Origin of the sequence: Dolichospermum sp. UHCC 0259 (genome assembly GCF_009711935.1) — a bacterium.
GTDB lineage: Bacteria > Cyanobacteriota > Cyanobacteriia > Cyanobacteriales > Nostocaceae > Dolichospermum.
This window is the reverse complement of record NZ_VIKX01000161.1, coordinates 1,245-26,786: the sequence shown is the minus strand read 5'-3', so window position 1 is coordinate 26,786 and position 25,542 is coordinate 1,245. Positions and strand designations below refer to the sequence as shown.

Below are 25,542 nucleotides of genomic sequence, written 5' to 3'. Positions count from 1 at the left end.
TTCGTTCACTTACGCCGTAGTGTACTAGTAGTCTGTCAATCCAAAAATGACGGGTGAAGGCAAGCAGGGGAGCAGGGGAGCAGGGGAGGGAAGAACAAAAGTCATTACCTTTTTACCTGACTTAAATTAATGTTTAATATTTGTGATACTTGTGATTTTAACATTGATTCAACTTCTTCATCGCTCAAGTCATTTCTTTCGGCAACACTATGAATATTACTGTCTAATACTTGTTCAACTATATCTCTGGCTAATCTTTTAGTATATCCTTTACTTTTATCTACAAAGTTTAGATTTTCACTAAATACTTTTTGACACTTATGACATTTGAACTGGCGACGATTTATTTTTAACAATACTGGTTTCTCACTCCAAGACAAATCATGAATCATTCGCGGCTCGACTGAGCGAAGCCGAATGTCCAATGATTTTGATGTATACTATAGGTAGTTTTTTCACAGTTTGTGCAAGTAGAATAGTTGGCAGCTTTTTCTATTGTTATAATTATTCCTGCCCCTTCAATTTCTTGAAAATCTAACACTTTCATATCTGGGAGATTGAGAATTTGATCTACGCTAAATTTCATAACTATCCCTAAAACTTTTGTATTTGATAATTATGATTATATTCTTATACTGATTCCCTTGTATTTAAAAGTTTGCAAACCTTTACAGAGATAGAGTTTTCAGCTTTTATGGCTTAAATTTATCGGCATTAAATTTCGGTAATTTTAGTTTTGATCATAAAAGTGACGCAAGAGCCAATTATTGTAGGTTGGGTTGAACGAAGTGAAACCCAACATTAGTGAGAGGATAGTAAGGGGTGTTGGGTTTCGTTCCTCAACCCAACCTACAAACAAATTATTAACCCAAAACGAAATTCACCAACTTACCAGGAACAACGATCGCCTTTTTAACTTCTTTACCTTCAAGATAACGTTGTCCAACCTCTGACTCACGAGCATATTTTTCCAATTCTGCTTTATCAGATTGGGAAGGAACTTGAATAGCACCGCGAGTTTTACCCATAATTTGAATCACCAAAGTAATTTCATCAGCTATCAAAGCCGCAGGATCAAAACTTGGCCAAGTTTGGGTATGCACAGAATTTTTATTCCCCAACAATTGCCATAATTCATCACCAATATGTGGTGCAAACGGTGCTAACATAATCACCAAAGTTAGAATCCCTTCCGCGTAAATTGGCGAATTATGACAATCAGCATCAGTCAAGGCATTACTTAACTTCATCAATTCCGAAATTGCTGTATTGAATTGATATTCATCTACCACATCTTCCGTAATTGCTTGAATCGCAATATGAATGGCGCGACGCAAATCTTTTTCGGCTTTTGTCAGTTGTCCGTTGTCAGTTGTCCGTTGTTTTGGACTTGCAGCATAATCTGTCACCAAACGCCAAACGCGATTTAAAAAGCGGAATTGTCCCTCAACATCAGCCTCATCCCATTCTAAATCTTTTTCAGGAGGTGCTTTAAATAAAATGAACATTCGCGCCGTATCAATGCCATATTTATTAATCACATCTTCCGGGGCAACACCATTTCCTTTTGATTTGGACATGGTAGCATAGAGACGTTGTAAAGGTTCTCCAGTTTGTGGATCTACAGGATTATTAGCATCAACCAAATTTGAAGGAATCCATTTATCTTTACCACCTTTATTCGGGTTCATGTAAGTTAACCCTTGTACCATTCCCTGAGTTAACAACTTTTGAAATGGTTCATCAAAGTTAAATAAACCTCTATCTCTTAATACTTTGGTGAAGAAACGTGAATACAATAAATGTAAAATTGCGTGTTCAATTCCCCCCACATATTGATCTACAGGCATCCAATCATTTACTTTATTGGAATTAAAAATCTTTTCTTCATTCTTCGCATCTGGATAACGTAAGAAATACCAAGAAGAATCAATAAAAGTATCCATTGTATCGGTTTCCCGTTTCGCAGGAGTACCGCAAGTTGGACAAGGGACATTTACCCAACTTTCTAATTGTGCTAAAGGTGAACCACCACGACCACTTAATTCAATATCTTCCGGTAATTGTACAGGTAAATCTTTGTCAGGTACAGGCACAATCCCACATTCAGGACAGTGAATCACAGGGATAGGTGCGCCCCAATAACGTTGTCGAGAAATCAACCAATCTCTGAGGCGATATTGTATTCTTAATTTACCAAAATTTTGTTTTTCGGCAAATTCGATAATTGCTTTTTTCGCATCTACAGAATTCATGCCATTGAAGTCACCGGAATTAACTAAAATTCCCGCTTCTGTATAAGCTGATTTTAAAGTTTCCTCTGCACCAATTTCTGGGACAATTACTACTTTAATAGCTAAATTCTGTTCTTTGGCAAACTTAAAATCTCGGATATCATGGGCAGGTACACCCATCACCGCACCTGTACCATATTCATAGAGAACATAATCTGCAATCCATACGGGTACTTCTTCGCCGGTGAAAGGATTCACGACTTTTCCACCTGTAGGAATACCGCGTTTTGGTTTGTCTTCTGCTGTTCTTTCTAACTCGCTTTGGTTGCTGACTTCCTTGATAAAGGCTTCTACCGCTGCTTTTTGTTCTGATGTGGTAATAACTTGAGTTAAGGGGTGTTCTGGAGCTAATACGACATAGCTCACACCATAAATGGTATCTGGACGGGTGGTATAAACGCCGATTTTTTCATCTAATCCGACAATAGGAAATTCTAAATATGCACCAGTGGATTTTCCTATCCAATTGGCTTGCATTAATTTGACTCGTTCAGGCCAACCTGTGAGTTTATCCAAATCATTTAATAATTCTTCGGCGTAATCGGTAATTTTAAAAAACCATTGACGTAGTAATTTACGTTCTACTATTGCACCACTTCGCCAAGAACGTCCTTCATTATCAACTTGTTCGTTAGCTAATACTGTTTGATCAATGGGGTCCCAATTAACTGCGGCTTCTCTTTGATAAGCTAAACCAGCTTGTAAAAATTGCAGAAAAATCCATTGCGTCCATTTGTAATAATCGGGAGAACAGGTAGCAAGTTCAGTTTCCCAATCTAAGGATAAACCCAGACGTTGTAATTGTTGCCGCATTTGGGCTATATTTTGATATGTCCATTTGGCAGGAGGTACACCTCTATCAATGGCGGCGTTTTCTGCCGGTAGTCCGAAAGCATCCCAACCCATTGGATGTAATACCCGATACCCTTGCATTCGTTTGAGGCGGGCAATGACATCTGTGATTGTATAGTTACGGACATGACCCATGTGCAAGCTACCGGAGGGGTATGGGAACATGGAAAGCGCGTAAAATTTTGGCTTATTTTGATCTTGGGGTGTTTTGTCTAAGCCAAGTTCTAACCATGTTTTTTGCCATTTTTCCTCAATTGCGGCTGGTTGGTATGACGGTTTTTGGGGGGACTCCACAACTAAAACTCCTAATGCTGTTAGCTAATTTCGCTATTGTGGCATAATCTCGACTGCCCCGAAGGTATTATGCCTTTTAGTCAATGAAATTTCTTATTTTCAGGAAATCACAATTCTAATTTGGAAATCGTCTTCATTGTTAATTCTTGCACATTATTAAACACTATTTTTGCTCCAGCTTGCATCAGCTTTTGTGTATAAGCTTCACGGACTTCTGCTGTTTCTTGAACGTGAGGAGGTAATACTCCAATTCCTAACCAAGTTCGAGAGTTATCTAGGGCTTTGGCTTTTTCTACAGTGTGCATATCTGCTACAGTATCACCTACATAGACGACGGTTTGTTTCTGATTACTACCATTTTCTAAGATGTTAATAGTCGCAAAAAGTCCAGTAGGATCTGGTTTACCGGGTGCGTCTTCCATAGCAATTAAGATGGGAGATTGTAAACCTAAGCGTTTTTCCAAAACATAGTTAGCACTCAAGCGAGTAGCACCACTAAAAAAACCCCAAGCAATACCAGATTTTGTTAATTCTTGAAAATAACTAGGCTGTGCTAATAAAGGTTCATGACAAATGTAGCCGTTCCAATTTTCTGAGTCTGTACCGCGATAACGGCTTTGAAAATAAGTGACAATATTTTCATAATCTAATTGTAGTTGTTCTCGCTGTTGTCCTTGACTGACAAAATGGCGGTAAATTAATTCTTGGGAGGCTTCCCAATCATTATTCCAAATTCCTTCTGATTTGAGGTTGTCAATGTCTGTGGGTGTGGGACGATAGGCTTGAGAGGTAAAATGTTCGACTGTATCGGATATGGCGCGACGATATGAGCCGCTAACGTCGCGGATAACACCATCTATATCAAATACAACTATTGCTTTTGTGCTTGTGGTCATGATAGGAATTGGAAAAGGAGGATATACAAAATTCTATAGTAATTCTATGTGATTTTTAATTAGCATTGTGCCTAAAAATAAAAAATGGTAACTATCGTTGTTCTGATTAACATCTTTATTTCTATTATGCTCCTTCAGTTAGCTCAACAATTACGAAAAGCAAAAAATACTCTAGCATTGATAACAGATATATTTAATGAATATGAATGTGCTAGTTATGCAGCTTTACATACGTTACCAAATAATATTTATTTAGCTAAAGAAAAGATTGAAAATCTCCAACTAGAGAACCAAATTTTTAAGCAAAAAATCCAACAATTCCGGCAAATTCTCAGTCTCATTGTCCTGCTTAGGCAAATTTCCCAAGGATCGTTCCCATTTCCATATCTAAATTTGAAAAATCCGAGTAAACTAGGATAGAATCTCCAGAGTTATCAATTATGCTTAAGCGTTCCAAATTCGAGACAACTCAGTCTCAAATCATGCACCGTTCTGAAGAATTAATTAGTGCTGCGTCAAACCGCTATCGCATTACTGTACAGGTGGCAAATCGTGCTAAACGGCGACGTTATGAAGATTTTGAAAATAACGAAGATTCAATCATGAAGCCTGTACTTAGAGCAATTATTGAAATGTCTGATGAATTAAATCAGCCAGAAATTATCGGTGAATTGTAATTTAAGGAGTCAGGAGTCAGGAGTCAGAATATTTGTTCACATTTTGACTTTTGACTTCCGCCTTGCGGTGCTAGTACAACACGGCGTAAATAAACCAACCATTCTAAATCGTTAAAAAGCCTATACTGTCTCAGTTTTGACTTTTGACTTTTGACTTCCGCCTTGCGGTCCTAGTCGCCTTACTTCTAAGTTTGGGGGTATTTTGGATAATGCAAATGAAACAGCAAAAGCTTTTGAGAGGGCAATTTTTTTCACAATTTATCATTACTTTAATGACGGTGGTGATAGTCGTTTTGGGAATAGGAAATAGTAATTTATTGCATATTTCGCCCGCAGTCGCGCAAATATTTACTCCTAGCGATATCTGGCAAAAAGTATATCAACAAATTCCTGATTTTCCCCAAGAAAATCAATATGTTAGTAAGACAACTGGAAAAATTGTGGCTACAAATACTTTAGCTAGTCGCCTAATTCGCTATCATATTTATAATAAGGGTAGATCCCCGATTTATCGCCTGGATTGGAAACTGACTTTGGCTGATTATTTGGATGCGAATGAGACTATATATGTGGATAGTTATCCAGGTAATGATATTTTAAGGCAAAATCCTCTAGTTGGCGATCGCCTGGCAATTAGTAAACTTAATCGTCGTCAAAGAAACAACCTTGTCCAAGTTTTAGTCAATATTTTTAGTCCCCCTGTTCAAAAGAGGTAACTTTACCAAATATGGCGGATAAAAACTTAGAAGATTTAATTGTCAAAATTGCGAAAAAGGTCATTAAAAAAGAGCTTAAAAATGGCAATCTGGATAATTTACCAATAATTTCTCCTGACTCTCATCCTGGATTAGATAATTGGCAAAATTCAGACACGACAGAGGAAGTTATTGATGATATCCAGATTATCCCTTATACTAGATTACCTGATCAAGAAGATATAGAACTTGAGCGTAAATTACGAGAACTCAAGTTTAAACAGGAGTTGAGAAAAGATTGGATTTCTTTTTTAGTGAAAGATGTAATTGTCTATTCTACAACTATGATTTTTATTTTGGTACTTGTTGGTTTTTATCTATTTCGGATTAATTGATATTCAGAAGGAACAGGGAACAGGGAACAGGGAATAGAAGTAATCGAGGGCGGGGTTTCCCCGCCCCTACGGGTTTGGCAATTTAATCACTGTATCTCATCATATTTATTGATTATTCATTATTTATTGTTGACTCTAATGGAACTACCCCAGTAGGTAAATGTTGATCCATCCAATTAACTAAATCAGTGATTACTTGAAGATAATTAATATCGTAGTGTAAATCATGATAACCTCCAGGATATTCAATTCTTAATTTATCTGGATAGATAACATTTTGATAAAAGATTTCACTTCCTGCTGGTAAGGCGATTCTATCCGCACCACCATGTAAAATTAACAATGGTACTTGCCATTTTTTCGCATGATTATGAATCCAATCTACTGTACTAAAAAACTCTGTAGATAGCCTAGCAGTAGCGAGAGTATGGCGTAATTTATCTTGAGTATAGGAATCTAGGATTTTCTGATCTCGTGAACCTGCGCTGAAATCCAAGCCAATATTTAAGGAAAAACGCGGCCACACCTGGGAGAGTAATTTACCTAAAACTACGCGACTCACAGGTACTCCCACTTTACCAATGCTGGGTGCAAAAGCAATCACACCTGACAACGCAGATTTATCTTGCACATAACGAAGAGTATAATCTAAGGCAATTACGCCCCCCATACTATGTCCTAATAGAAAAATTGGGTATCCTGGTTGTTGTTGTTGAATTAAATTGAGGAAAGTTTGTAAGTCATCACGAAATTCAGCCCAGGTATTAATGTAACCTCTTTGACCAGATGAACGCCCATGACCACGTAAATCATAACCATAGATAGCATATTCTTTTGGTAACAAATGGTCAACTATGGTCTTGTAAAGTCCGCTGTGTCCTCCGAGTCCATGAACTATGACTAAGATTCCCTTGATGTCACCTCCAGGATTCCAACTTTGATAATATAAATCAAGCCCACCCACACCTGAAAAAGTTCCCTCTTTACGAGAGGCGATCGCATTGCTATGGTAAATCATAGAGTTAATTTTTACGTTCCTGTCTAGTAAGCTACTAGCTTATTAACGTACATTGTAGAGAAATTTGCTTCTAACTGTAGGAATAAATACAGATAATTAATATAGATATAGATCCCCGATTTCTCAAAGAAGTCAGAGATCTGAAAAAGTAGTGACTTTTATAACAATATTTTATATTGGCATAGATTAATATTAAACATTTAGTCATTGCTCATACCAATTTTATGTGAAGCTGGACAGAATCATAAAATCCATGAATTTATCCGTCTTTATCTGCGTTTATTTGCGTTCATCTGCGTTCAATAATTCTAGAAATCTGACAAATTATGAAATTTTCCCTAGCTGCAAATGCTGTGCAAGCGCGTCAAACAAAAGAAAGATTTGCGAAACCAGAAGAACAATTATCCTATGAATTGGGCAAAGCTGTCCAGGAATTACCACCGCTTTATACAAGATTATTAGCAGGAACAATTAGTTTCATCATCTTTGGCACAATTTCCTGGGCGCATTTTTCAGAAATTGATGAAGTCGCCACAGCAACAGGAGAATTAATTGCTTCTACCCAAGTTAGACCGGTGACAGCTTTGGGTAATGGTTCTATATTAACAGTAAAAGTGAAAGAAGGCGATCGCGTCACCAAAGATCAAATTCTCATTCAACGTGATCCCAATTTTCAACAAACAGATGTCAACCGTTTGGCCAAATCTAGTAAATTAATTGAAGATGATTTACAACGATTACAAGCTGAACGTGCTGGAGGCAAAACTGCGGGAACAATCCTCCAAGATGAACTTTTAAACTCGCGGTTATCAGACTACAAAGCCAAACAAGCAGCAGCAGCAGCAGAAGCCAAACGTCAACAATCTATTCTCAACCAAGCTAAAGTCCGTTTGAGTCGCTTACAAGAAAATTTAGCCAATGCTAAAGTCAGTTTTATCAATGGGCAAAAAAACTTAGAGAATGTTAAAAGCTTACGTTCTATGTTAGATAATAATTTATCTATTGCCCAACAACGGGAAGAAAATCTTCGTACCTTAGTTGAACCCGGTGCTTTAACTAGAGTTGATTATTTAGATGCTAAAGAAAGATTAAATCGTGCCAATGCAGATATTATCAGAAATGCTGATGAAGTTACCAAAAATCAAAATAATTTAACAGAAGCAAAAGATAAAATTGCCTCTTTAGAAAAAGATGTTGCTGCCCAATTTCAAGAAATAAATCAAGCAGAACAGGCTTATCAAACAGCTAAAAATCAAAATATCCGGTTAACCTCAGAACGTCAAAGTGAAATTCTCACCCAAATCAATAAACGCAAAGAAGAATTAGCTACAGTTGCCGGTCAATTAGAACAAGCCAAACAACAAAAAGACGGAGAAACGATTAAAGCCCCCGTTGCTGGCACAATTTACAAAATTAAAGCTACCAAAGGGCCAGTCCAATCTGGAGAAGAACTACTATCAATTTTACCCGAAGGAGAAGAAATGCTGCTAGAGGTAAAAGTTCTTAACCGTGATATTGGTTTTATTAATCAGGGAATGAAAGCAAAGGTCAAAATTGCCACTTTCCCGTTTCAAGAATTTGGTGTAGTTGACGGTGAAGTATTACAAATTAGTCCTAATGCCGTAATTGATAAAGATTTAGGTTTGGTTTTTCCCACCAGAATTAAATTAAGTAGACATTCTTTGAATGTACGGGGAAAAGACGTAGAATTCAATCCCGGTATGGCTGCAAATGCTGAAATAGTCACTCGCAAAAAGTCGGTTTTAACATTCATTATTGAACCGATTACTCGACGTTTTAGCGAGGCATTTTCTGTGAGATAGTTGTCAGTTGTCAGTTGTTAGTAGATGCGTAAAACTCTTGCAGATTAACTAAAAATCACCGCATAAATCCGAGCGCTAATTGCTCAACCCATCTCTTCCTTCTTCCTTCTTCCTTCTTCCTTCTTCCTTCGTGTCCTTCGCTCCTTCGTGGTTCATTAACATCCTCTAGGGGCGAATGGCTATTCGCCCCTACTGACTCCTAACCCTCACACCCTAGTTAGCTAATTATTCCATCGCTTCATTCACAGGGAATCTATCAATTAACTGCATCGCTCGTTGAGCATTGCGCCGCAACACATCTGGTAAATTAGGAACATGAGGAATCTGGGATAATAAATCTAGAGTGCGGCGTAAAATTCGCACCACGTCCCCTTCATCTAAAGTGGTTTTTTCACATAATGCTTTCCACTCTACCCCTAGCGCCCACTGTTCTACCAAGGAAATCAAGCTAATAAAACGAGTTTCCAAACCAACAGGTAAGGCTACCCCATGACGATACTGCACCTTTAACACAGCACGGCGAATCGGTTGCAATGTTAACCAGGCTGTGTCCGCTTCCGCTGATAGGTTAAAATCTACTTTAGTATCTGGACGGGGGCTTTCTGTCACCAAAGCGGCTATGACTGCTGCTAGGTTATGGGGACCAATATGATCTAATTCTCCACTGGCTAGAACTAAACCTAACCACAATTCGTTTTCACCACGAATGGCTGCGGCAATTTCTCCTAATTTTGTGGGAACTAAGTTATCTAAACATTCAAAGAATTGCAAAATTTCAATTAAACAGAGAAACTCTTCCCAATATCTTTGGGATTGTAGTGATACCTGTTCTTGTAAATGTTCAAGTTCTGCCTCCAATTCCACACAACGCGCCCTATTTTTGAATATTTTGGCAATATTCCCCGATTTAAAGATGGGATGGTTTTCTAACTGTTCTTGGACAGCAGTTAGGCGACTGAGTTGTTCTCTTACTTCTGTGGGTAGATGGTTAAATTCTTCAGGGTTGGGTATGCTTTGAGCGATCGCCATCGTACTTTCATCACCACGAATTGATTGTCCGCGTTTAAAACTCAATTCTGAAGGGGGGATGAGATCATTTGGTATTTCTACTCGCGGCATTTCTGCATACATATCTAATATATCTGCTGAAGTTGCCACATACCAACGGTTATTTTGCCCCAAGCAAACAAAATACGATGTTTCACCCATACTCACGGCCTTGTCAACCAGCACTACTGTTATCGGTAGGGGTGACATGGCGTTTCTGTCGTTGAGACTCAACATAGTTCCAGATATGGCAAAATCTAGCATCATTGCTAATTGTGCCTGTCTATCTTCCTGTGCCTGTTCTTGCAAAGTTTTGAAAATTTGGCGTTCTACTTTCAAGCGTTGACGCAGTTTTTCGTATTGCATCAATTCACTTTCATCAATTTCCGCCAGTTGTGACTGAATTTGCGATAATTCGCCTTGAACTTGCGCTAATTCTTCAAAATTTGGTTGCAAATGCAAGTTGGACATATATTGTCCAAAACTGCGTTCTATCAGTTCTCTGGCTTTTTCTATGGTGTGAGTTTGCAGCAGGTTCAATACCATGCCGTAACTGGGTGTAAACTGACTAACTAAAGGATCAGCTTTGGATGTAGCTAAATAAGATGCTTCTTTTGCGCCTTCAAAGGGGGTTTGTAATGTTACTACATAACCTTGGAGATCCATACCCCGACGACCGGCACGACCTGCCATTTGCAAAAATTCCGAAGCATTGAGTAAGCGGTGTCCACTATCAGTCCGTTTAGACAAAGTAGAAATAACTGTTGTCCGTGCGGGCATATTAATTCCCGCTGCTAAGGTTTCTGTGGCAAATACAACTTTAATTAATCCCTGTTGAAACAGTTCTTCGACTAATCCTTTCCAAGCTGGTAAAATACCGGCATGATGAGCAGCTATACCTCGATACAGTGGGGCGACTTGTCCAGCCCTACCAGCATCGGGATTCTTGCGTAAAAATTCGTCAATCTGTTGGCGGAGGATTTGTGACTCATCATTATTAACTAACCATAAATCACCAACTTCTTCAACGGCTTTATCACAGCCCCGACGACTGAAGATAAAGTAAATTGCGGGTAGCATATCCCGTTCTTGCAGTTGGCTCAGGGTATAAATAATACCAGGCGGTTCTGGTCTACCAGCTTTGCCTTTTTCCCAATATCCTTTTTTAGCCTTTTTGACTAAGCGGGGATTAATCTTGGTATTAGTTTCATTTAATAAGGGAAATAAGCCCTTGGGATTACAAAAGTTAAATTCTAAGGGAACGGGGCGAAAATCAGAGTAAATCAGGTCTGTGGGACCATGAACATGATTTAACCAACTGGTGAGTTGATCACTGTTGGCAACGGTGGCAGAAAGGGCTACAAGTTGGACGCTGCGGGGACAGTAGATGATGGATTCTTCCCAGACTGTACCCCGTTGGCGATCGTTCATGTAGTGGCACTCATCTAGGACCACAGCCTCAACGTCTGTCAAGGAGATCCCGATTTGACCTATAGGTGTGCCATAGAGCATATTGCGGAAAATTTCTGTGGTCATAACCAAAATTGGTGCATCCCTGTGAATGGAAGCGTCTCCGGTGAGGAGTCCAACTTGATCAAAGCCAAATTTTTCGCGGAAGTCTCGAAGTTTTTGATTAGATAACGCCTTCAAGGGAGTGGTGTAAAATACCCGTTTCCCGCGAGATAAGGCGCGATAGATAGCATATTCCCCGATGAGGGTTTTTCCTGAACCTGTGGGCGCACAGACAACTACTGAACGGTCAGCATTGAGGGAGGCGATCGCTTCTCTCTGGAATTGATCTAATTCAAAGGGGAAGATTGACCCAAGGTCAATTTGATTAGCGGAGTCGGAATAATTCACTCAATCATAATTTACAAGCAGACTATCCACTATCATAACGTGATTCGTGGTTTGCTACGTTGAGAGGAAAAGCTGAGTTGTGGAAGTATTACTGAGCTTTTTTTAATCATTTTACTATTTCAGCAATTTTGCGGAGAACTCGACAGTCAATTACACTGACTAAGAGGTAAGAACAGATGAACAGCCATTTCTAGCAGGAGATATACCCAACACGGCTTAATTATTTGATTCTCCGGGTAGGGGTTTAGCACTGCTGAACTGTGATATTTTAACTTAGATGATTAATTAATCAGAAAAATCAACTTAATCACCCAATTCATAGTTCTGATATTTTTCTTCTAAAGCCTCGATTTGTTCACGACGGGCTTCTAATTCTAAACTACGACGGGCTAAATCTTGATTTTGTAAAGTTAAACTTTGCTGCCAATTCTCCATTTTTACCGCTTCTTGTTGGAGAAACTCAGGAGTAATTCCCGGAGAAAGATAGATTTCCACTAGATTAATTACCCAGTCAGTAGCATCTTCAATTGTTTCAATTTCACCGCCAGGAGATAGTTTAACTAAAACTAATAAGTTATTATTTATAGTCTTATTATGTATAGCATGACCTTTTCCTAAAAGAATTAAAGTTTCTTCGGAAATTGTTAACCAAAAGTTTGGTGATTCTTGACGGGCTAATAAACGTAATTCATACTGATCTAAAAAATCATTTTTATGTACTTTGGCAAGATATAACATAATTTTTAGGTAATAGGTAATAGGTAATGGGTAATGGGTAATGGGTAATGGGTAATGGGTAATAGGGAATTTTCACAATTAATTACCAATCACCAATCACCCATTAAAGCAATATCTACGATATAGCGGTATGCACTTGAATGAGATACAGAATCTAGAGTAAAAGCCTGATGATAAGAGACTCTTAACTTCTGACTCCTGACTCCTGACTCCTCCTATAATGTCTCCAGACGTATGCGTAAAATTTCTGCTTGTTTTTGTGCTTCTACTAAAGTCTCTCTTGCAGTCTGTACCACGTCTGCGGGGGCTTTATCCACAAACTTAGAATTACTTAATCTGGCACTTAAAGATTGGGCTTCCGCTTCGGCTTTTTGTAAGCTTTTCTCCAGTTTTGCACGGACAACTTCAATATCTACAACTCCTTTTAAGGGAATAACTACCTGAACAGTCCCGACAACACCCGCAATGGAATTTTCTTTTTCCTGGGGTGCAGTTGGTGGCAATTCTGGTTCAGTTGGTGTTTCACTGGGTGGAAAGTATTTTGCAAACAACTCTTCTCTTGCTTCCCCATTGAGTAAATAACGGAAAGTAAACCAACTAACATAACCCAAACCAACTATTTCAAAGCTAGTTCCAAAGAAGGGAATATCTAATGCAGTATTTCCCACAAATACAGCTACTTTCAAGCCGATAAGGGCGACAATTGTTAAACCGATGATCTTGATTCCACCCCAATATTTATTATCTTCAACTTGTGCAATCTCTTGAGGAACAACAACAGGATTAGTATCAACAATTGTTAAATTTTCTACCTTGGCTAAATCTTGAATATAAGCCTGTCCCGCAGTAAGAATAAATCTTTCACTTGCGCTTTCAGTTTGCAAATTTGCAGTAATTTTTACCCCAGGTTTAATATCTGCTTCTGCCCGTAAATTGCGAATTGTCCGAATGGTGCCAATTAACAAATCAAACTGTGTTTCTAAAGCTGAATCAATCAGATTTTCATCGGCTTCAGGATAGGATTGTAAAGGTAAAAGTTGGGGATTTTCGGTGGGTTGTTGGGTGAGAGTTTGCCAAATTTCCTCTGTAATGTGGGGCATAAAGGGATGGAGTAATTTTAAAATCCCTTCGAGAATGTAGGCAATTATTTGTTGGGCAACTTTACGAGATGCGGGTTCTGCATCTTTCTGTAATCTGGATTTGACTAATTCAATATACCAATCACAGAAATCACCCCAAATAAATTCATAAAGTCCTTTTGCTGCTTCACCTAAACCATAATTTTCAATATCATGATTAGTTTGTTTAACAACTTGGTTAAAACGGGAAAGAATCCACTTATCACTTAATTCTGTGGGAACTGGTTGACCTAATTGGGCTGGGGTTTGTCCATCCAAATTCATCATTACAAATCGGGCTGCATTCCACAACTTATTGGCAAAATTGCGAGAAGCTTCGACAGAGGTAGATTCATCTTTTTTACGGTCATATTCTAAACGAATATCTTGACCAGCACCCGCAACTTCCTTAATTAAGGTATAGCGTAAAGCATCAGTTCCATATTTAGCAATCAACAATAAAGGATCAATGCCATTATTTGCCGATTTCGACATTTTCTTATTATTTTCATCCCTGACTAAACCATGAATGTACACAGTTTTAAACGGCATTTTTCCGGTAAAATGTGTTCCCATCATCGTCATTCTAGCTACCCAGAAAAAGATAATATCAAATCCAGCTACTAGGGTCGCTGTGGGGTAATATGCCGTTAAATCTGGTGTTTCTTCAGGCCAACCTAAAGTGGAAAATGGCCACAGTCCAGAGGAAAACCAAGTATCTAAAACATCGGGGTCTTGTGTTAATTTTACATCTTCCCCAAATTGCACTTTAGCTTTAGAAAAAGCTTCCTCTTCATTACGGGCGACAAAATAAGGGGTGGAGTCGGTAATTTCTCCTTCAGTTTCGCTGACAGCATACCAAGCGGGGATTTGATGACCCCACCACAACTGGCGAGAAATACACCAATCACGCAGATTTACTAACCAATCACGATAAACTTTAGACCAACGTTGAGGAACAATTTCGGGGGAATCTTGATTATCGAAAAAATCTAGGGTTTTATCAGCTAGAGGGCGGATTTTCACAAACCATTGAGTAGAAAGCAGAGGTTCAACAGGGACTTTACCGCGATCGCTATAAGGTACTGTATGTTTATAGTCCTCAACCTTGACTAAAACGCCTTCAGTTTCTAAACGGGCTACTAAATTTTTCCGCGCCACAAAGCGGTCTTGACCTTGAAAATCACCGGCATTTTCATTTAATGTACCGTCTTTGTTCATAATATTAATGAACGGCAAATCATGACGTTGACCCATTTCAAAGTCATTGGGGTCATGGGCTGGAGTCACTTTCACGCAACCTGTCCCAAAAGCCGCGTCCACCAATTCATCACCAATAATCGGGATTTCCCGGTTCATAATTGGTAAAGTTACGGTTTTCCCAATTAGGTGTTTATATCTGTCGTCATGGGGGTTAACCGCCACACCTGTATCACCCAACATGGTTTCCGGGCGAGTTGTCGCCACTTCCAGAAAACCCGAACCGTCGCTGAGGGGATAACGGAAATACCACAGATTTCCATTTACTTCCTTGGGTTCTACTTCCAAATCAGAAACCGCCGAACCAGAAGCAGGACACCAATTCACCAAATAGTTACTACGATGAATTAATCCCTCTTCATGGAGGCGAATAAATGCCTCTAAAACAGATTTTGATAAACCTTCATCTAATGTAAAGCGTTCCCGTGTCCAATCTACGGATACACCTAACCGTTTTAACTGATTAATAATTGTCCCACCGGATTCCGCCTTCCATTGCCAAGCCCGTTCTAGGAACTTTTCCCGCCCCAAATCATGGCGAGTTTTCCCCTCGGCTTTGAGTTGCTTTTCTAAAATCGTTTGTACAGCAATGCTGGCGTGGTCAGTTCCTGGTAGCCATAGGGTGTTACGTCCTTTCATGCGGTGGTAACGCACTAGGGTATCAATCAAAGCCCCTTCAAAGGCATGACCCATGTGCAAACTGCCAGTCACGTTAGGTGGAGGGATAACGATGCAGTAGGGTTCGCCTTTGTGGTTGGGGTCAGCTTTGTAAACTTGATTGTCTTCCCAGAATTTTTGCCATTTGGCTTCTGTGGAGAAGGCTTCGTAAAGACTGGGGAGATTAGGAATAGTTACGGTCATGCTGGGAATAGTAATTGGATGACAACTTTAATCAATTTTGCCACAGGCTTGGAAAACCTTTGTCATCTGTTGGGAATCTGACTAATAGGGGTTTTAAGATTTGGCGTAATCAAAGTTGAAAAACTGGGTAATTTTGCAGATATTTTTCATCTTCACTAGGTGTTCTATGTGATAGTCTGTCAAGGTATTTGCCAGGATTTTGCCTTTACGCATGGCACTGTACACCTAAACCAGCAAAAACATATGTATCAATTCCAGGTTATTGCCTCCACGCAAACTGGTGAATCCATTGGTATAGTCGGTTCTACACCCGAATTGGGATTGTGGGATATTACCAAATGTGTTCATCTTCGGACAAGTGGCGATTGTTATCCTTTATGGTGGACAGATAAAGAAATTGATATCCAACCATCTTTGGAGTCTGATAATTGCCAAAGAGTTGAATACAAGTATGTACGCATTGATGCTAAAGGACGTGGACAATGGGAAGCTATGGGTGCAAACCGTTGGCTACCCATCAACCGTGAAGAACAGTCCGGTACTATTGTTGTGGATGATGGTGCTTATGGTTATTTACAGCCCTATCCCTTTGGATACTTTCAGGATCTTACTGGCATAAAACCCATTGAAAAAGATTCAGGCGGTCTAAAAATCGTGGTTATTGGTAGTTCTGTTGCATTAGGACAGAAGGCTTGGTTATTGAGGGGTTGGGTTTGGCAGTTGGCAGAGGATTTGCAGCAAAAATATGGGCATCAAGTCATAAATTTATCAGAATCGGGCGCAAATGTCAGCAGAACGATCGCTCGATTTGCCTCAGTTGTCACCCCAGAAAAACCAGATATAGTAATTATTGCCCTATCTCTGGGTAATGAAGGGTTAGCTTATTGTTCTCCTCACGAACGCAGGGCAGTACAGCGACGGTTTGAAAGTGGCTTGCAGCAGTTGGTAAAAATGACCCGGACACTGGGCGCACGTCCAATTTTAGGGGGAGTCTATCCCAATGGCGATTTTTCCCCTGAACATCATTGGTTGTTGAAAGATACACATAACCGAATGTTGAATTGGGGTGTACCGGTTTTGGATTGGTTAGCACCATTAGATAATGGTCAGGGACGCTGGCAAGAGGGAATATCTTTCGACCCATCTCACCCTAACACCATCGGTCACAACCTGATGTATGAGGCAATTGATCTGCGTCTCTTCCAAATTGAAAAAGAGGAATTAGCAAAGGAAAAACAACGCTTCTGGCAACCGAACGAAGTTCCCATTTACCTTGACAATGCAGGTTTCTATGTCTGTGCCTGTATCGAGGAGAAGAGTTTACGGATGAGAAATCCATCCAAATATCATTATACCATTGCTCCCTATTGGCAAGAATTACAAACTGTGCTGCAAAATAAGGCAGGATTAATCCCCGGTATTTACATTGCCAAAAATGCTGAAAAAGGCATACTCCCTTTCTTTGCTGTGCAAGAGAATGGAACTATCTCCACAACCGTGAATATTCCCCCTGGTGCTGACTTGGAATACAGTGCGGCTTTCAATCTCTTTGCACCGAATAACTCCCAGGTTTTATTCTATGATGGGCATCTGGGGATTTTACAAAAAGACGAACATCACATCTGGATTATTAACGAATCAGATAATGAGTACAATATCCAGCCAATGTGGACGGAGATCCGCAAAGCATTAAAAGCTATACCATCCGGTGTATATGAAGATCCCCTTCATCCCGATGCACCTTTTCGGACAATGATGATTGGTAGCGATGGGTTAGAAAGCCGAGTGAAAGCACCACCGAAATCAGCAGTATTTTTGCAATATAAATGTCAATTATCAGACATTAGCCGTGTGGCTATTTTGCCGTTGGGCGATCGCTGTGCCGTCCGCATGATGTTGTATAAGATGGAATACGATGGTCCAGCCTTTCCCTTTGATTTGACCCGCACTACCAAGATTGCAGATATTGCAGATATCATCGAAAACCGTTTTTATGATATGTGGAATCCTCATTTACTGCATTACAATTCCGAGGAACGCAGAATTTATCATAGCAAATGGGGCGGTCTATCCTTTGCCCATGAAGTTGAGGACACGGAAGACCCTGTTAACGATATGTCTCCTATCTATGAACGGATGCGAGTCCGTTATACCGCACGTTCGGAAAGGTTTTGGTATGCCCTCGATCATTGTGATCAAGTGTTATTTATTCGCACAGGAATTGCTGACCGAGGAGGAGTAATTGATCTGTTGAATAAGTTGGAAAAACAATGTCAAGGTAAGCCTTTTCAACTGTTGATTCTTTCTCCCCAATCCTCTGATGAGTTATCAAATTTGCCTAATGTATTGCATTACAATTTTGAGTTCAATCCTGATCGAATGTATGACGATTTAGAACATTGGATGTATTGTACAGATGTAATGAAAGGTATTTTAGAATCCCTGGAAGTGTCGAGTAAAAACCTTTTCTGGTGTCCACCAAATCCACCGAAGAACTAAATAAATATTTGGCGTTGTATTTTGAAATTTGAGATTGTGATTTTTCCAATTTCATGTTTCAATACAGCAACGCCAAATATCTATGTTACAATAGTGATTGTATGTGTAACTTGTAAATAACAAAAGGTAAAGTTATGACAGTTATTACTAATTTACAGCAACTCTATGAAACTGATGATCATTTATGGTTATTAGAAACTATTCAATTATTAAAACAAGGTCGTTTTGATGAGTTAGATTTAGGAAATTTAATTGAGGAGTTAGAATCTTTGGCAAAAAGAGATAAACATCAAGTTAAAAATTTACTAGAACAAGTAATTAGACATCTTTTATTGTTGCAGTTTTGGACACAAGAATATGACAGAAATAAAAATCATTGGCGTTCGGAAGTTAGGAGTTTTCGAGTCCAGTTAAAAGATAGATTAACATCTAATTTGTACAATTATTTGAGTTCTATTTTTACAACTATTTATGAGGATGCTTTAGGTTATGTTCAAGAAAAAACAGGTTTTACAGTAAATTTTCCCGCAGAATGCCCTTATTCTTTGGAGGAAGTTCTCGATATTAATTATTTACCTAATTGAGAAAGTCAGTTTAGCCTGACAAATAATAAAATCCCCAACTTAATTGAAAAGTTAGGGATCTTTTAATTTTAATCTTCCAACTCTGGAAAATTATACCAAATATTCAGGTTTTCCTGTTAATAGGCAAGTTCTAATAGTTATAGCATTCTGGATTATAGCGGTTGTAACGATCATCACACTTTGGATTTGGTGGTTCTTTGGCAACAGCAAGTTCTGGACTTACTGAAGAGGGAAATTGAGTATTTTCATTGTAAATTGCTTGATAGAAACTAACTCCTTTTTTCTCCCCTGGGTAACGGGTTTCGCATCTGTATTTGTCGAAGCTGTCATATCTGTCATATCTGTCATATCTGTCAGATGTATATATACTTGAATCACATCCTTTCAGATCCTCACTATCCAAGTTAGCATCAGTCAAGTTTGCGCCTTGAAAATTGATAAAATCACCTACATAGTGGTATCCACTTAGATTTGCCCCGGTTAGGTTTGCTCCACCGAAGTCTGTATCAGAAAAAGATGCCTCGGTTAAGTCTGCTCCTGTCAAATTCGCATTGTTTAACTTAACACTAATGAGATCGGCATCATGTAGGTTAGTACCAGATAAATTTGCTCCACTCAGGTCTGAAAAGCGTAAAAAAGCATCAGTTAGGTTTAAACTACTCAAGTCTGCTCCAGTTAAGTCAATATCTTCACTTCCTCTACCACCATGTAAATTCCAATTATTCCATTGTTCAACACCACTTTTGAGAAGGTCAAATTGAGTTTGATTATAAGCCCAAGCATTACTAGAAAAGCTAGTTAGAGATAGTAAAGCACTTAAACAAGTAGCGATTAAGAATGTAATAAATCTTCTCATGTTTTTTCTTTCTGCCTTTTGAATGTTAATTGATTCATCATTACTGATCAAGCAGTATTCAACACTATAGATAGGAGTGTTGTCCAATTATTTTATTATTCCGTAATATCAATGATTGATATACAATAGATTTAGTAATTTCTTTAACTAACTTTAACTCAGCAATCACATTACTAGCGAAGCGATCGCCTTTGAGCAGTTTTCCTATAATCATCTACCTACAAGATCGCTGATCTTGTATGTTGGGTTGACGAAAGAAACCCCAACAAATAAAGGTTTTGACCACTAAAAAAGGTTTAGAATTTGTGGAACTCCTGAAATCAGAATCAGAAACAACACCCCCCGCATCCAATTTTGTCCCACAAACCCCCTTAGCCCAAAAATTATGGGAAATCCAACAGCCATAAGGGTTGGTTTGCGACTGCTCAACGAGGACGAAATTGAACAGGAACTGGCTGCACGTCGAGGTAGATGCTGTGAGTAGGAAAACATTTTCTCAAGTCTTCATTCTTCTAATTGCCACAGAAGAAGGATATTTTTTCTTATTAATAAGTAATTGACGTTCTAATAAACGAAGTTGATCATTAAATCCTAAAATTCTAGCAGTTACTTGTCCTATATTTGTCAGTGGTTCAATTGTAGAATCATTCAGTTGAAAATGTTATCCCCAATTCTCCCAACGAGGATGATAAAAACGGAAAAATTCTTTTTTATCGAAAATGATTGAACCAATATCACTCCCTTTAAAACGATTACAATACACACAACAATAAGCGAGATTATCTATATTTGATGAACCACCATGTTTAATACTAATAATATGATCAATGGCACATCCGAGAATGGTATCATTTTCAAAAATAAGACAATATTCACATAAATAATCGGCTCTTTTGGCAACTAAACGGCGAACTTCTTGATTCAAATAAGGACGCTCCATAATTAAATTTTAAGCCTCCTCTTTAATAAAATCATAAGCGCGAGCCTTTGCCAATCTTAATAAATGTTCCAAGATCAGATAATGATCTAATTCTGATTTTTCATCTGAAGAAATACCCTCATTTTTCTCACGACACATTAAATCAGCCACTCTTTCTTTTACCGTTTCTGATGCTTGAAATTCAATTAAACTTTGAGATGTTATCCCAGCCGCAAGAAAGTTTATTATTTCTTCATAAACTGGATTAATACTGATTGATGTTTTCATAATGATTTACCATCTCTCTTAATTAAAGATATTTTTGACATCTTTAAACCCGTGACTCATTGTAACACTTTTTGCGGGGATAGGGCAGCACTGCTACAAGCATATCGCCGCTCTTGTTAGGGTGCGTTAATTATCGGCTCTTTATCCTACCTGAAATAGTTCAACCACCTGCGGCTTAGTTACTTTCCCCATAGCATTACGGGGTAATTCATCAACTATCAAAATGCGAGTGGGAATCTTATAAACTGCCAATTGCTCCTTTGCCCAACTCCTCAAAGATTCTAATGTCAATTGGCGTTGTGGTAGTAATACTAAAGCTGCACAAACTCGCTCACCCCATTCTAAATCTGTCACCCCAACGACTGCACATTCTTGAATATCTGGATGGGTTCTTAACACTTCCTCAATTTCTAAAGCTGAAACCTTATACCCTCCTGTTTTAATGATATCAACGCTCATTCGTCCTAAAATACGATAGTTGTCATTCTCGACTATGGCGGTATCTCCAGTACAAAACCAGCCGTCTCTAAATGCCTTTTCTGTTGCTTGCGGGTTTTGCCAATATTCTAAAAACACTCCAGGGCTTTTAACTTGAATTTCTCCTGGTATTCCTGGTGGCACTAATTCTCCACTTTCATCTACTAATCTAACTTTGACTTGTGGTAAAGGTTGCCCCACATATCCTGCGTATCGTTGACCATGTAAAGAGTTGGATAGTGCCATACCAATTTCCGTCATTCCATAGCGTTCTAGGAGAAAATGACCGCTAATATTCTGCCACTTTGCTAATACTTGTACTGGTAAAGCTGCTGAACCAGAAACCATCAGACGCATTTTTTTACACCCTGCTGTCATGGTTTTTTGGCGTTCCTGAGTAGCATTTTCCCAAGCAGCAATCAATTTTACATAAATTGTTGGTACTGCCATAAATAGGGTTAAGTTACCCTCACAAATCTGATTCCATACAGTTTCAGCATCAAATTTGCTTAATATATGACATTCCGCACCAGCCCATAAAGCACAGGTCAGGACGTTGATAATTCCATGAATATGATGTAATGGTAGTATATTAAGAATACGGTCATTTGATGTCCATTCCCAAGCAGTAATTAAGCTAGTTACTTGCGCTTGAATATTTTCATGAGTTATCACCACACCCTTGGGTTTACCTGTTGTCCCACTCGTATAGAGAATTAATGCCCGTCTTTGAATATCTATATTTGGTAGGGTAGTAACATGATCTGGGAGTGTTGCTGAGGTGAGAATAAAGCGTAAATTTTTTTCAGTAGCAATTGGGCGCAGTATATCCTCAAATTGGGGATGGGCAACAATAATTGATGCTCCCGAATTAGTAATCACATACTCTAATTCTGGACGGGGGTGAGAAACACACAGCGGGACAGCTATTCCCCCAGCCCGCCAAATTCCCCACTGAGTTGCAACATAGTCAAACCCAGGAGGCATGAGAAAAGCAACTCTCTGTTCTTGTAAGTCTTCTGTATCCTCAAGTAGACCTGTGGCAATTAGCCCGGAGATGTAGAGCAAATCCCCATAGCTAAATACTTCTTCACCTGTAACAATTGCTATTTTCTCATTATGCTTTTCAGCACGAGTAATCAAAGAGAGATTCACTTTTTTTACCAATTTATTTATAGTTGCTTCTAACTAGACAACTTGTGTCAATATGCAAATTCTACCTATCTTTGAGAATATTTTTCATAGAAATTTTCAGTGGCATTGGGTATAACAATCCATTAGTCAGCGCGTTAATTCTTGTTAATACCTCTTGCAGTTGCATCAATAAAGATTTCCCATCCTCAGTGCTTTAAATATTTAACTTCAGTTAAAAAACTGTATTCTTTTCTTAAAGATTTGATAAAACATTCCCATAAGTAACCTATTCATTAGAGAATACTGGCAGGCAATTAACATCGAACTTAAAAGCCTTACACGAAATTCCCAAATAGAAATCTGCTTTTTTGTTACCAATATGGGTAATATAAACAAGCATGATAGGTACTGAAAATATATGTTAGTAAAAAGGACAATATGCGAATTTTAGTAACGGGTGGTGCAGGGTTTATTGGTTCTCATCTAATTGACAGACTCATGAATGATGGTCATGAAGTCATCTGCCTGGATAATTTCTATACAGGAAAGAAACATAATCTCCTCCAATGGTTAGATAATCCTAATTTTGAAATGATTCGTCACGACATCACCGAGCCAATTCGCCTAGAAGTGGATCAGGTTTATCATCTGGCTTGTCCAGCTTCCCCTGTGCATTACCAGTATAACCCCATTAAAACTGTTAAAACTAACGTCATTGGCACACTCAATATGTTAGGTTTAGCCAAACGGGTTAAAGCCAGATTTTTATTAGCTTCCACAAGCGAAGTCTACGGAGATCCAGAAATTCATCCCCAAACTGAAGATTATCGAGGCAGCGTCAATCCCATTGGCATTCGGTCATGTTATGACGAAGGCAAAAGAATGGCTGAAACCCTAGCATTTGACTACTACAGAGAGAATAAAGTCGAGATTCGCGTCGCCAGGATATTCAACACTTATGGACCGAGAATGTTAGAAAACGATGGGCGCGTAGTCAGCAATTTCGTGGCGCAAGCATTACGAGGTGTTCCTTTAACTGTTTATGGTGAAGGTCAACAAACCCGGAGCTTTTGTTATGTTTCCGATTTAGTCAATGGGCTAATGCGATTAATGAATGGTGAGCATACTGGCCCCATAAATCTGGGTAATCCTGATGAGTATACTATTTTAGAACTGGCTCAAGCGGTGCAAAACTTAATTAACCCAGATGCACAAATTAAATTTGAACCCCTACCTGCTGATGATCCCCGTCGTCGTCGTCCTGATATTACCAAGGCACAGACTTTGTTAGATTGGGAACCCACCATTCCTCTCCAAGACGGTTTAAAACTGATGATTGAAGATTTCCGTCAACGTTTCCAACAGGTTTAGCAATCATTAGTCATTGGTCATTGGTCATTGGTCATTAGTCATTAGTCATTGGTCATTGGTCATTGGTCATTAGTAACGACGAACAACTGACAACTGACAACTAACAACTAACAACTAACAACTATAAAAAAACAGGGGATTAAAAATGCGTGTTTGCGTAATTGGTACAGGTTATGTAGGTTTAGTGACTGGTGCTTGTTTGGCTCATATTGGTCATAATGTAATTTGCATAGATAATAACGAGGAAAAAGTAAAATTAATGAAGTCTGGCCAGTCGCCGATTTTTGAGCCAGGACTTTCGGAAATTATGCAATCTGCTATTAATAGTGGCAATATTCAATTTTCTAGTGATCTCGCCGCTGGTGTTCATCATGGAGAAATTCTGTTTATTGCTGTGGGAACTCCTCCTTTACCCAATGGTGAAAGCGATACTCGATACGTAGAAGCTGTAGCTCGTGGTATTGGCGAAAATCTCAATGGTGGTTATAAGGTCATTGTTAACAAATCTACTGTTCCTATTGGTTCTGGTGACTGGGTAAGAATGATTGTTTTAGACGGGATTGCGGAACGTCAGAAAACATTAGCTGCATCTGGTGATACATCTAGTGATGATAAATTATCGGAGATTGCTAACGATTTTGATGTCGTGAGTAATCCAGAGTTTCTTCGGGAAGGTTCAGCAGTCCATGATACCTTTAACCCTGATCGGATTGTCTTAGGCGGCAATAGTCAACAAGCCACAGGCATGATGAAAGAACTATATGCCCCAATTGTAGAACGCAAATTTGCAGTTGATCAGTCTTTACCTCCCGTTCCAGTTTTAGTAACAGACCTTAGTTCCGCAGAAATGATCAAATATGCGGCTAATGCCTTTTTAGCCACCAAGATTAGTTTTATTAATGAAGTTGCCAATATATGCGATCGCGTGGGTGCGGATGTTACCCAAGTAGCAAAAGGCATCGGTTTAGATTCCCGCATTGGTAGCAAGTTCTTACAAGCTGGGATTGGTTGGGGTGGTTCATGTTTCCCCAAAGACGTTTCCGCCCTCATTCACACCGCTGATGATTATGGCTATGAAGCCCAACTCATGAAAGCCGCAGTCAGTGTCAACGAACGTCAACGCCTCATCGCCCTAGAAAAACTCCAACAAGCTTTAAAAATCCTCAAAGGTAAAACTGTGGGACTACTCGGTTTAACCTTCAAACCCGATACGGACGATTTACGGGACGCACCCGCACTCATGTTGATTGAACAACTCAACCGACTGGGGGCAAAAGTCAAGGCTTACGACCCCATTATTTCTCAAACAGGAATGCGTCATGGGCTTTCTGGTGTGTTAGTAGAAACTGATGCGGAAAGACTAGCAGATGGCTGTGATGCTTTGGTACTGGTAACAGAATGGCAACAATTTAGCACTTTGAACTATGGGAAAATGGCAAAATTAATGAACCACGCGGTCATGATTGATGGTCGTAATTTCCTTGATCCCCAAACCATGATCAAGGCTGGATTCCAGTATGTAGGCGTGGGAAGGTAGGGGAAGTAGGGGAAGTAGGGGAGGTAGGGGAAGTAGGGGAGGGAAAAAA

Annotated in this window: 21 protein-coding genes and 1 pseudogene; 10 read left to right on the top strand and 12 right to left on the bottom strand. The window is 39.1% G+C overall.

Going from position 1 to position 25,542, the window contains the following annotated elements; all coding sequences use genetic code 11:
- Window positions 1-107: 107 nt before the first annotated feature.
- The 3 genes and pseudogenes from FJR05_RS12625 to FJR05_RS12615 form a co-directional block, all read right to left on the bottom strand.
- Window positions 108-586: pseudogene (locus FJR05_RS12625) on the bottom strand (helix-turn-helix domain-containing protein); the annotation flags it as partial.
- A 277-nt stretch (window positions 587-863) separates the two neighbouring features.
- Entirely contained in the window at window positions 864-3,440 is a 2,577-nt protein-coding gene (leuS, locus tag FJR05_RS12620) for a leucine--tRNA ligase (protein WP_168644434.1), read from the bottom strand.
- Window positions 3,441-3,547: 107 nt separating this feature from the next.
- Entirely contained in the window at window positions 3,548-4,336 is a 789-nt protein-coding gene (locus tag FJR05_RS12615; protein ID WP_168644433.1) for a TIGR01548 family HAD-type hydrolase, read from the bottom strand.
- A gap of 84 nt (window positions 4,337-4,420) precedes the next feature.
- Between FJR05_RS12615 and FJR05_RS12610 the strand changes: the two genes are divergently transcribed.
- From FJR05_RS12610 to FJR05_RS26725, 4 genes are all read left to right on the top strand, one after another.
- Window positions 4,421-4,756 carry a hypothetical protein gene (locus FJR05_RS12610; RefSeq protein WP_168644432.1) on the top strand — a complete coding sequence of 112 codons (336 nt, stop codon included), beginning with the start codon at window positions 4,421-4,423 and terminating at the stop codon, window positions 4,754-4,756.
- A gap of 20 nt (window positions 4,757-4,776) precedes the next feature.
- Window positions 4,777-5,013, top strand: a complete 237-nt coding sequence (locus FJR05_RS12605; RefSeq protein ID WP_027404411.1) for a DNA-directed RNA polymerase subunit omega — start codon at window positions 4,777-4,779, stop codon at window positions 5,011-5,013.
- A gap of 215 nt (window positions 5,014-5,228) precedes the next feature.
- Window positions 5,229-5,729, top strand: coding sequence for a hypothetical protein (locus FJR05_RS12600; protein WP_168644431.1), 501 nt, complete (start codon window positions 5,229-5,231; stop codon window positions 5,727-5,729).
- 11 nt (window positions 5,730-5,740) lie between these two features.
- Window positions 5,741-6,103 (top strand): hypothetical protein, encoded by a 363-nt coding sequence (locus FJR05_RS26725; protein WP_174783682.1) that lies wholly within the window; start codon window positions 5,741-5,743, stop codon window positions 6,101-6,103.
- 112 nt (window positions 6,104-6,215) lie between these two features.
- Here FJR05_RS26725 and FJR05_RS12590 read toward each other — a convergent pair whose 3' ends face one another.
- The gene (locus FJR05_RS12590; RefSeq protein ID WP_168644430.1) at window positions 6,216-7,121 is read right to left on the bottom strand and encodes an alpha/beta hydrolase; all 906 of its coding nucleotides are present in this window, start codon (window positions 7,119-7,121) and stop codon (window positions 6,216-6,218) included.
- A 326-nt stretch (window positions 7,122-7,447) separates the two neighbouring features.
- On the opposite strand from FJR05_RS12590, the gene FJR05_RS12585 reads away from it, so the two are divergent.
- Window positions 7,448-8,944 carry an HlyD family efflux transporter periplasmic adaptor subunit gene (locus FJR05_RS12585; protein ID WP_168644429.1) on the top strand — a complete coding sequence of 499 codons (1,497 nt, stop codon included), beginning with the start codon at window positions 7,448-7,450 and terminating at the stop codon, window positions 8,942-8,944.
- A gap of 225 nt (window positions 8,945-9,169) precedes the next feature.
- On the opposite strand, the gene FJR05_RS12580 is transcribed toward FJR05_RS12585, so the two are convergent.
- From FJR05_RS12580 to FJR05_RS12570, 3 genes are all read right to left on the bottom strand, one after another.
- Window positions 9,170-11,851, bottom strand: a complete 2,682-nt coding sequence (locus tag FJR05_RS12580) for an RNA helicase (RefSeq protein WP_168644428.1) — start codon at window positions 11,849-11,851, stop codon at window positions 9,170-9,172.
- 303 nt (window positions 11,852-12,154) lie between these two features.
- Window positions 12,155-12,589, bottom strand: coding sequence for a hypothetical protein (locus FJR05_RS12575; protein ID WP_168644427.1), 435 nt, complete (start codon window positions 12,587-12,589; stop codon window positions 12,155-12,157).
- A gap of 215 nt (window positions 12,590-12,804) precedes the next feature.
- Window positions 12,805-15,828, bottom strand: a complete 3,024-nt coding sequence (locus tag FJR05_RS12570; RefSeq protein ID WP_168644426.1) for a valine--tRNA ligase — start codon at window positions 15,826-15,828, stop codon at window positions 12,805-12,807.
- 243 nt (window positions 15,829-16,071) lie between these two features.
- Between FJR05_RS12570 and FJR05_RS12565 the strand changes: the two genes are divergently transcribed.
- A complete protein-coding gene (locus tag FJR05_RS12565) occupies window positions 16,072-18,327 on the top strand; it encodes a DUF1796 family putative cysteine peptidase (protein WP_168644423.1) in 2,256 nt (751 codons plus the stop codon).
- A 134-nt stretch (window positions 18,328-18,461) separates the two neighbouring features.
- Window positions 18,462-18,911: a DUF29 domain-containing protein gene (locus tag FJR05_RS12560; RefSeq protein WP_168644421.1), complete on the top strand. Its 450-nt coding sequence runs from the start codon at window positions 18,462-18,464 to the stop codon at window positions 18,909-18,911.
- A 130-nt stretch (window positions 18,912-19,041) separates the two neighbouring features.
- Here FJR05_RS12560 and FJR05_RS12555 read toward each other — a convergent pair whose 3' ends face one another.
- Window positions 19,042-19,767, bottom strand: a complete 726-nt coding sequence (locus FJR05_RS12555; RefSeq protein WP_168644419.1) for a pentapeptide repeat-containing protein — start codon at window positions 19,765-19,767, stop codon at window positions 19,042-19,044.
- Between the two features lie 64 nt (window positions 19,768-19,831).
- A complete protein-coding gene (locus tag FJR05_RS12550; protein WP_168644417.1) occupies window positions 19,832-19,981 on the bottom strand; it encodes a hypothetical protein in 150 nt (49 codons plus the stop codon).
- A 64-nt stretch (window positions 19,982-20,045) separates the two neighbouring features.
- Between FJR05_RS12550 and FJR05_RS27650 the strand changes: the two genes are divergently transcribed.
- Window positions 20,046-20,174, top strand: coding sequence for a hypothetical protein (locus FJR05_RS27650; RefSeq protein ID WP_256376192.1), 129 nt, complete (start codon window positions 20,046-20,048; stop codon window positions 20,172-20,174).
- A 254-nt stretch (window positions 20,175-20,428) separates the two neighbouring features.
- On the opposite strand, the gene FJR05_RS27960 is transcribed toward FJR05_RS27650, so the two are convergent.
- The 3 genes from FJR05_RS27960 to FJR05_RS12530 form a co-directional block, all read right to left on the bottom strand.
- The gene (locus FJR05_RS27960) at window positions 20,429-20,707 is read right to left on the bottom strand and encodes an HNH endonuclease (protein WP_371416885.1); all 279 of its coding nucleotides are present in this window, start codon (window positions 20,705-20,707) and stop codon (window positions 20,429-20,431) included.
- A 9-nt stretch (window positions 20,708-20,716) separates the two neighbouring features.
- A complete protein-coding gene (locus tag FJR05_RS12535) occupies window positions 20,717-20,974 on the bottom strand; it encodes a hypothetical protein (protein WP_168644415.1) in 258 nt (85 codons plus the stop codon).
- A gap of 141 nt (window positions 20,975-21,115) precedes the next feature.
- The gene (locus FJR05_RS12530) at window positions 21,116-22,606 is read right to left on the bottom strand and encodes an acyl-CoA synthetase (RefSeq protein WP_168644413.1); all 1,491 of its coding nucleotides are present in this window, start codon (window positions 22,604-22,606) and stop codon (window positions 21,116-21,118) included.
- A gap of 417 nt (window positions 22,607-23,023) precedes the next feature.
- On the opposite strand from FJR05_RS12530, the gene FJR05_RS12525 reads away from it, so the two are divergent.
- Both FJR05_RS12525 and FJR05_RS12520 read left to right on the top strand, forming a co-directional pair.
- Window positions 23,024-23,956 carry a UDP-glucuronic acid decarboxylase family protein gene (locus tag FJR05_RS12525; protein WP_168644412.1) on the top strand — a complete coding sequence of 311 codons (933 nt, stop codon included), beginning with the start codon at window positions 23,024-23,026 and terminating at the stop codon, window positions 23,954-23,956.
- Between the two features lie 145 nt (window positions 23,957-24,101).
- Complete coding sequence (locus FJR05_RS12520; RefSeq protein ID WP_168644410.1) at window positions 24,102-25,493, top strand: UDP-glucose/GDP-mannose dehydrogenase family protein; 1,392 nt, start codon at window positions 24,102-24,104, stop codon at window positions 25,491-25,493.
- Window positions 25,494-25,542 lie beyond the last annotated feature (49 nt).

What these genes read in the sequence shown, in the direction of transcription:
- FJR05_RS12615 (WP_168644433.1), bottom strand. Translation starts at nt 4,336, where the DNA reads ATGACCACAAGCACAAAAGCAATAGTTGTATTTGATATAGATGGTGTT.
- FJR05_RS12610 (WP_168644432.1), top strand. Translation starts at nt 4,421, where the DNA reads ATGGTAACTATCGTTGTTCTGATTAACATCTTTATTTCTATTATGCTC.
- FJR05_RS12605 (WP_027404411.1), top strand. Translation starts at nt 4,777, where the DNA reads ATGCTTAAGCGTTCCAAATTCGAGACAACTCAGTCTCAAATCATGCAC.
- FJR05_RS12600 (WP_168644431.1), top strand. Translation starts at nt 5,229, where the DNA reads ATGAAACAGCAAAAGCTTTTGAGAGGGCAATTTTTTTCACAATTTATC.
- FJR05_RS26725 (WP_174783682.1), top strand. Translation starts at nt 5,741, where the DNA reads ATGGCGGATAAAAACTTAGAAGATTTAATTGTCAAAATTGCGAAAAAG.
- FJR05_RS12590 (WP_168644430.1), bottom strand. Translation starts at nt 7,121, where the DNA reads ATGATTTACCATAGCAATGCGATCGCCTCTCGTAAAGAGGGAACTTTT.
- FJR05_RS12585 (WP_168644429.1), top strand. Translation starts at nt 7,448, where the DNA reads ATGAAATTTTCCCTAGCTGCAAATGCTGTGCAAGCGCGTCAAACAAAA.
- FJR05_RS12575 (WP_168644427.1), bottom strand. Translation starts at nt 12,589, where the DNA reads ATGTTATATCTTGCCAAAGTACATAAAAATGATTTTTTAGATCAGTAT.
- FJR05_RS12570 (WP_168644426.1), bottom strand. Translation starts at nt 15,828, where the DNA reads ATGACCGTAACTATTCCTAATCTCCCCAGTCTTTACGAAGCCTTCTCC.
- FJR05_RS12565 (WP_168644423.1), top strand. Translation starts at nt 16,072, where the DNA reads ATGTATCAATTCCAGGTTATTGCCTCCACGCAAACTGGTGAATCCATT.
- FJR05_RS12560 (WP_168644421.1), top strand. Translation starts at nt 18,462, where the DNA reads ATGACAGTTATTACTAATTTACAGCAACTCTATGAAACTGATGATCAT.
- FJR05_RS12555 (WP_168644419.1), bottom strand. Translation starts at nt 19,767, where the DNA reads ATGAGAAGATTTATTACATTCTTAATCGCTACTTGTTTAAGTGCTTTA.
- FJR05_RS12550 (WP_168644417.1), bottom strand. Translation starts at nt 19,981, where the DNA reads ATGATTATAGGAAAACTGCTCAAAGGCGATCGCTTCGCTAGTAATGTG.
- FJR05_RS27960 (WP_371416885.1), bottom strand. Translation starts at nt 20,707, where the DNA reads ATGGAGCGTCCTTATTTGAATCAAGAAGTTCGCCGTTTAGTTGCCAAA.
- FJR05_RS12535 (WP_168644415.1), bottom strand. Translation starts at nt 20,974, where the DNA reads ATGAAAACATCAATCAGTATTAATCCAGTTTATGAAGAAATAATAAAC.
- FJR05_RS12525 (WP_168644412.1), top strand. Translation starts at nt 23,024, where the DNA reads ATGCGAATTTTAGTAACGGGTGGTGCAGGGTTTATTGGTTCTCATCTA.
- FJR05_RS12520 (WP_168644410.1), top strand. Translation starts at nt 24,102, where the DNA reads ATGCGTGTTTGCGTAATTGGTACAGGTTATGTAGGTTTAGTGACTGGT.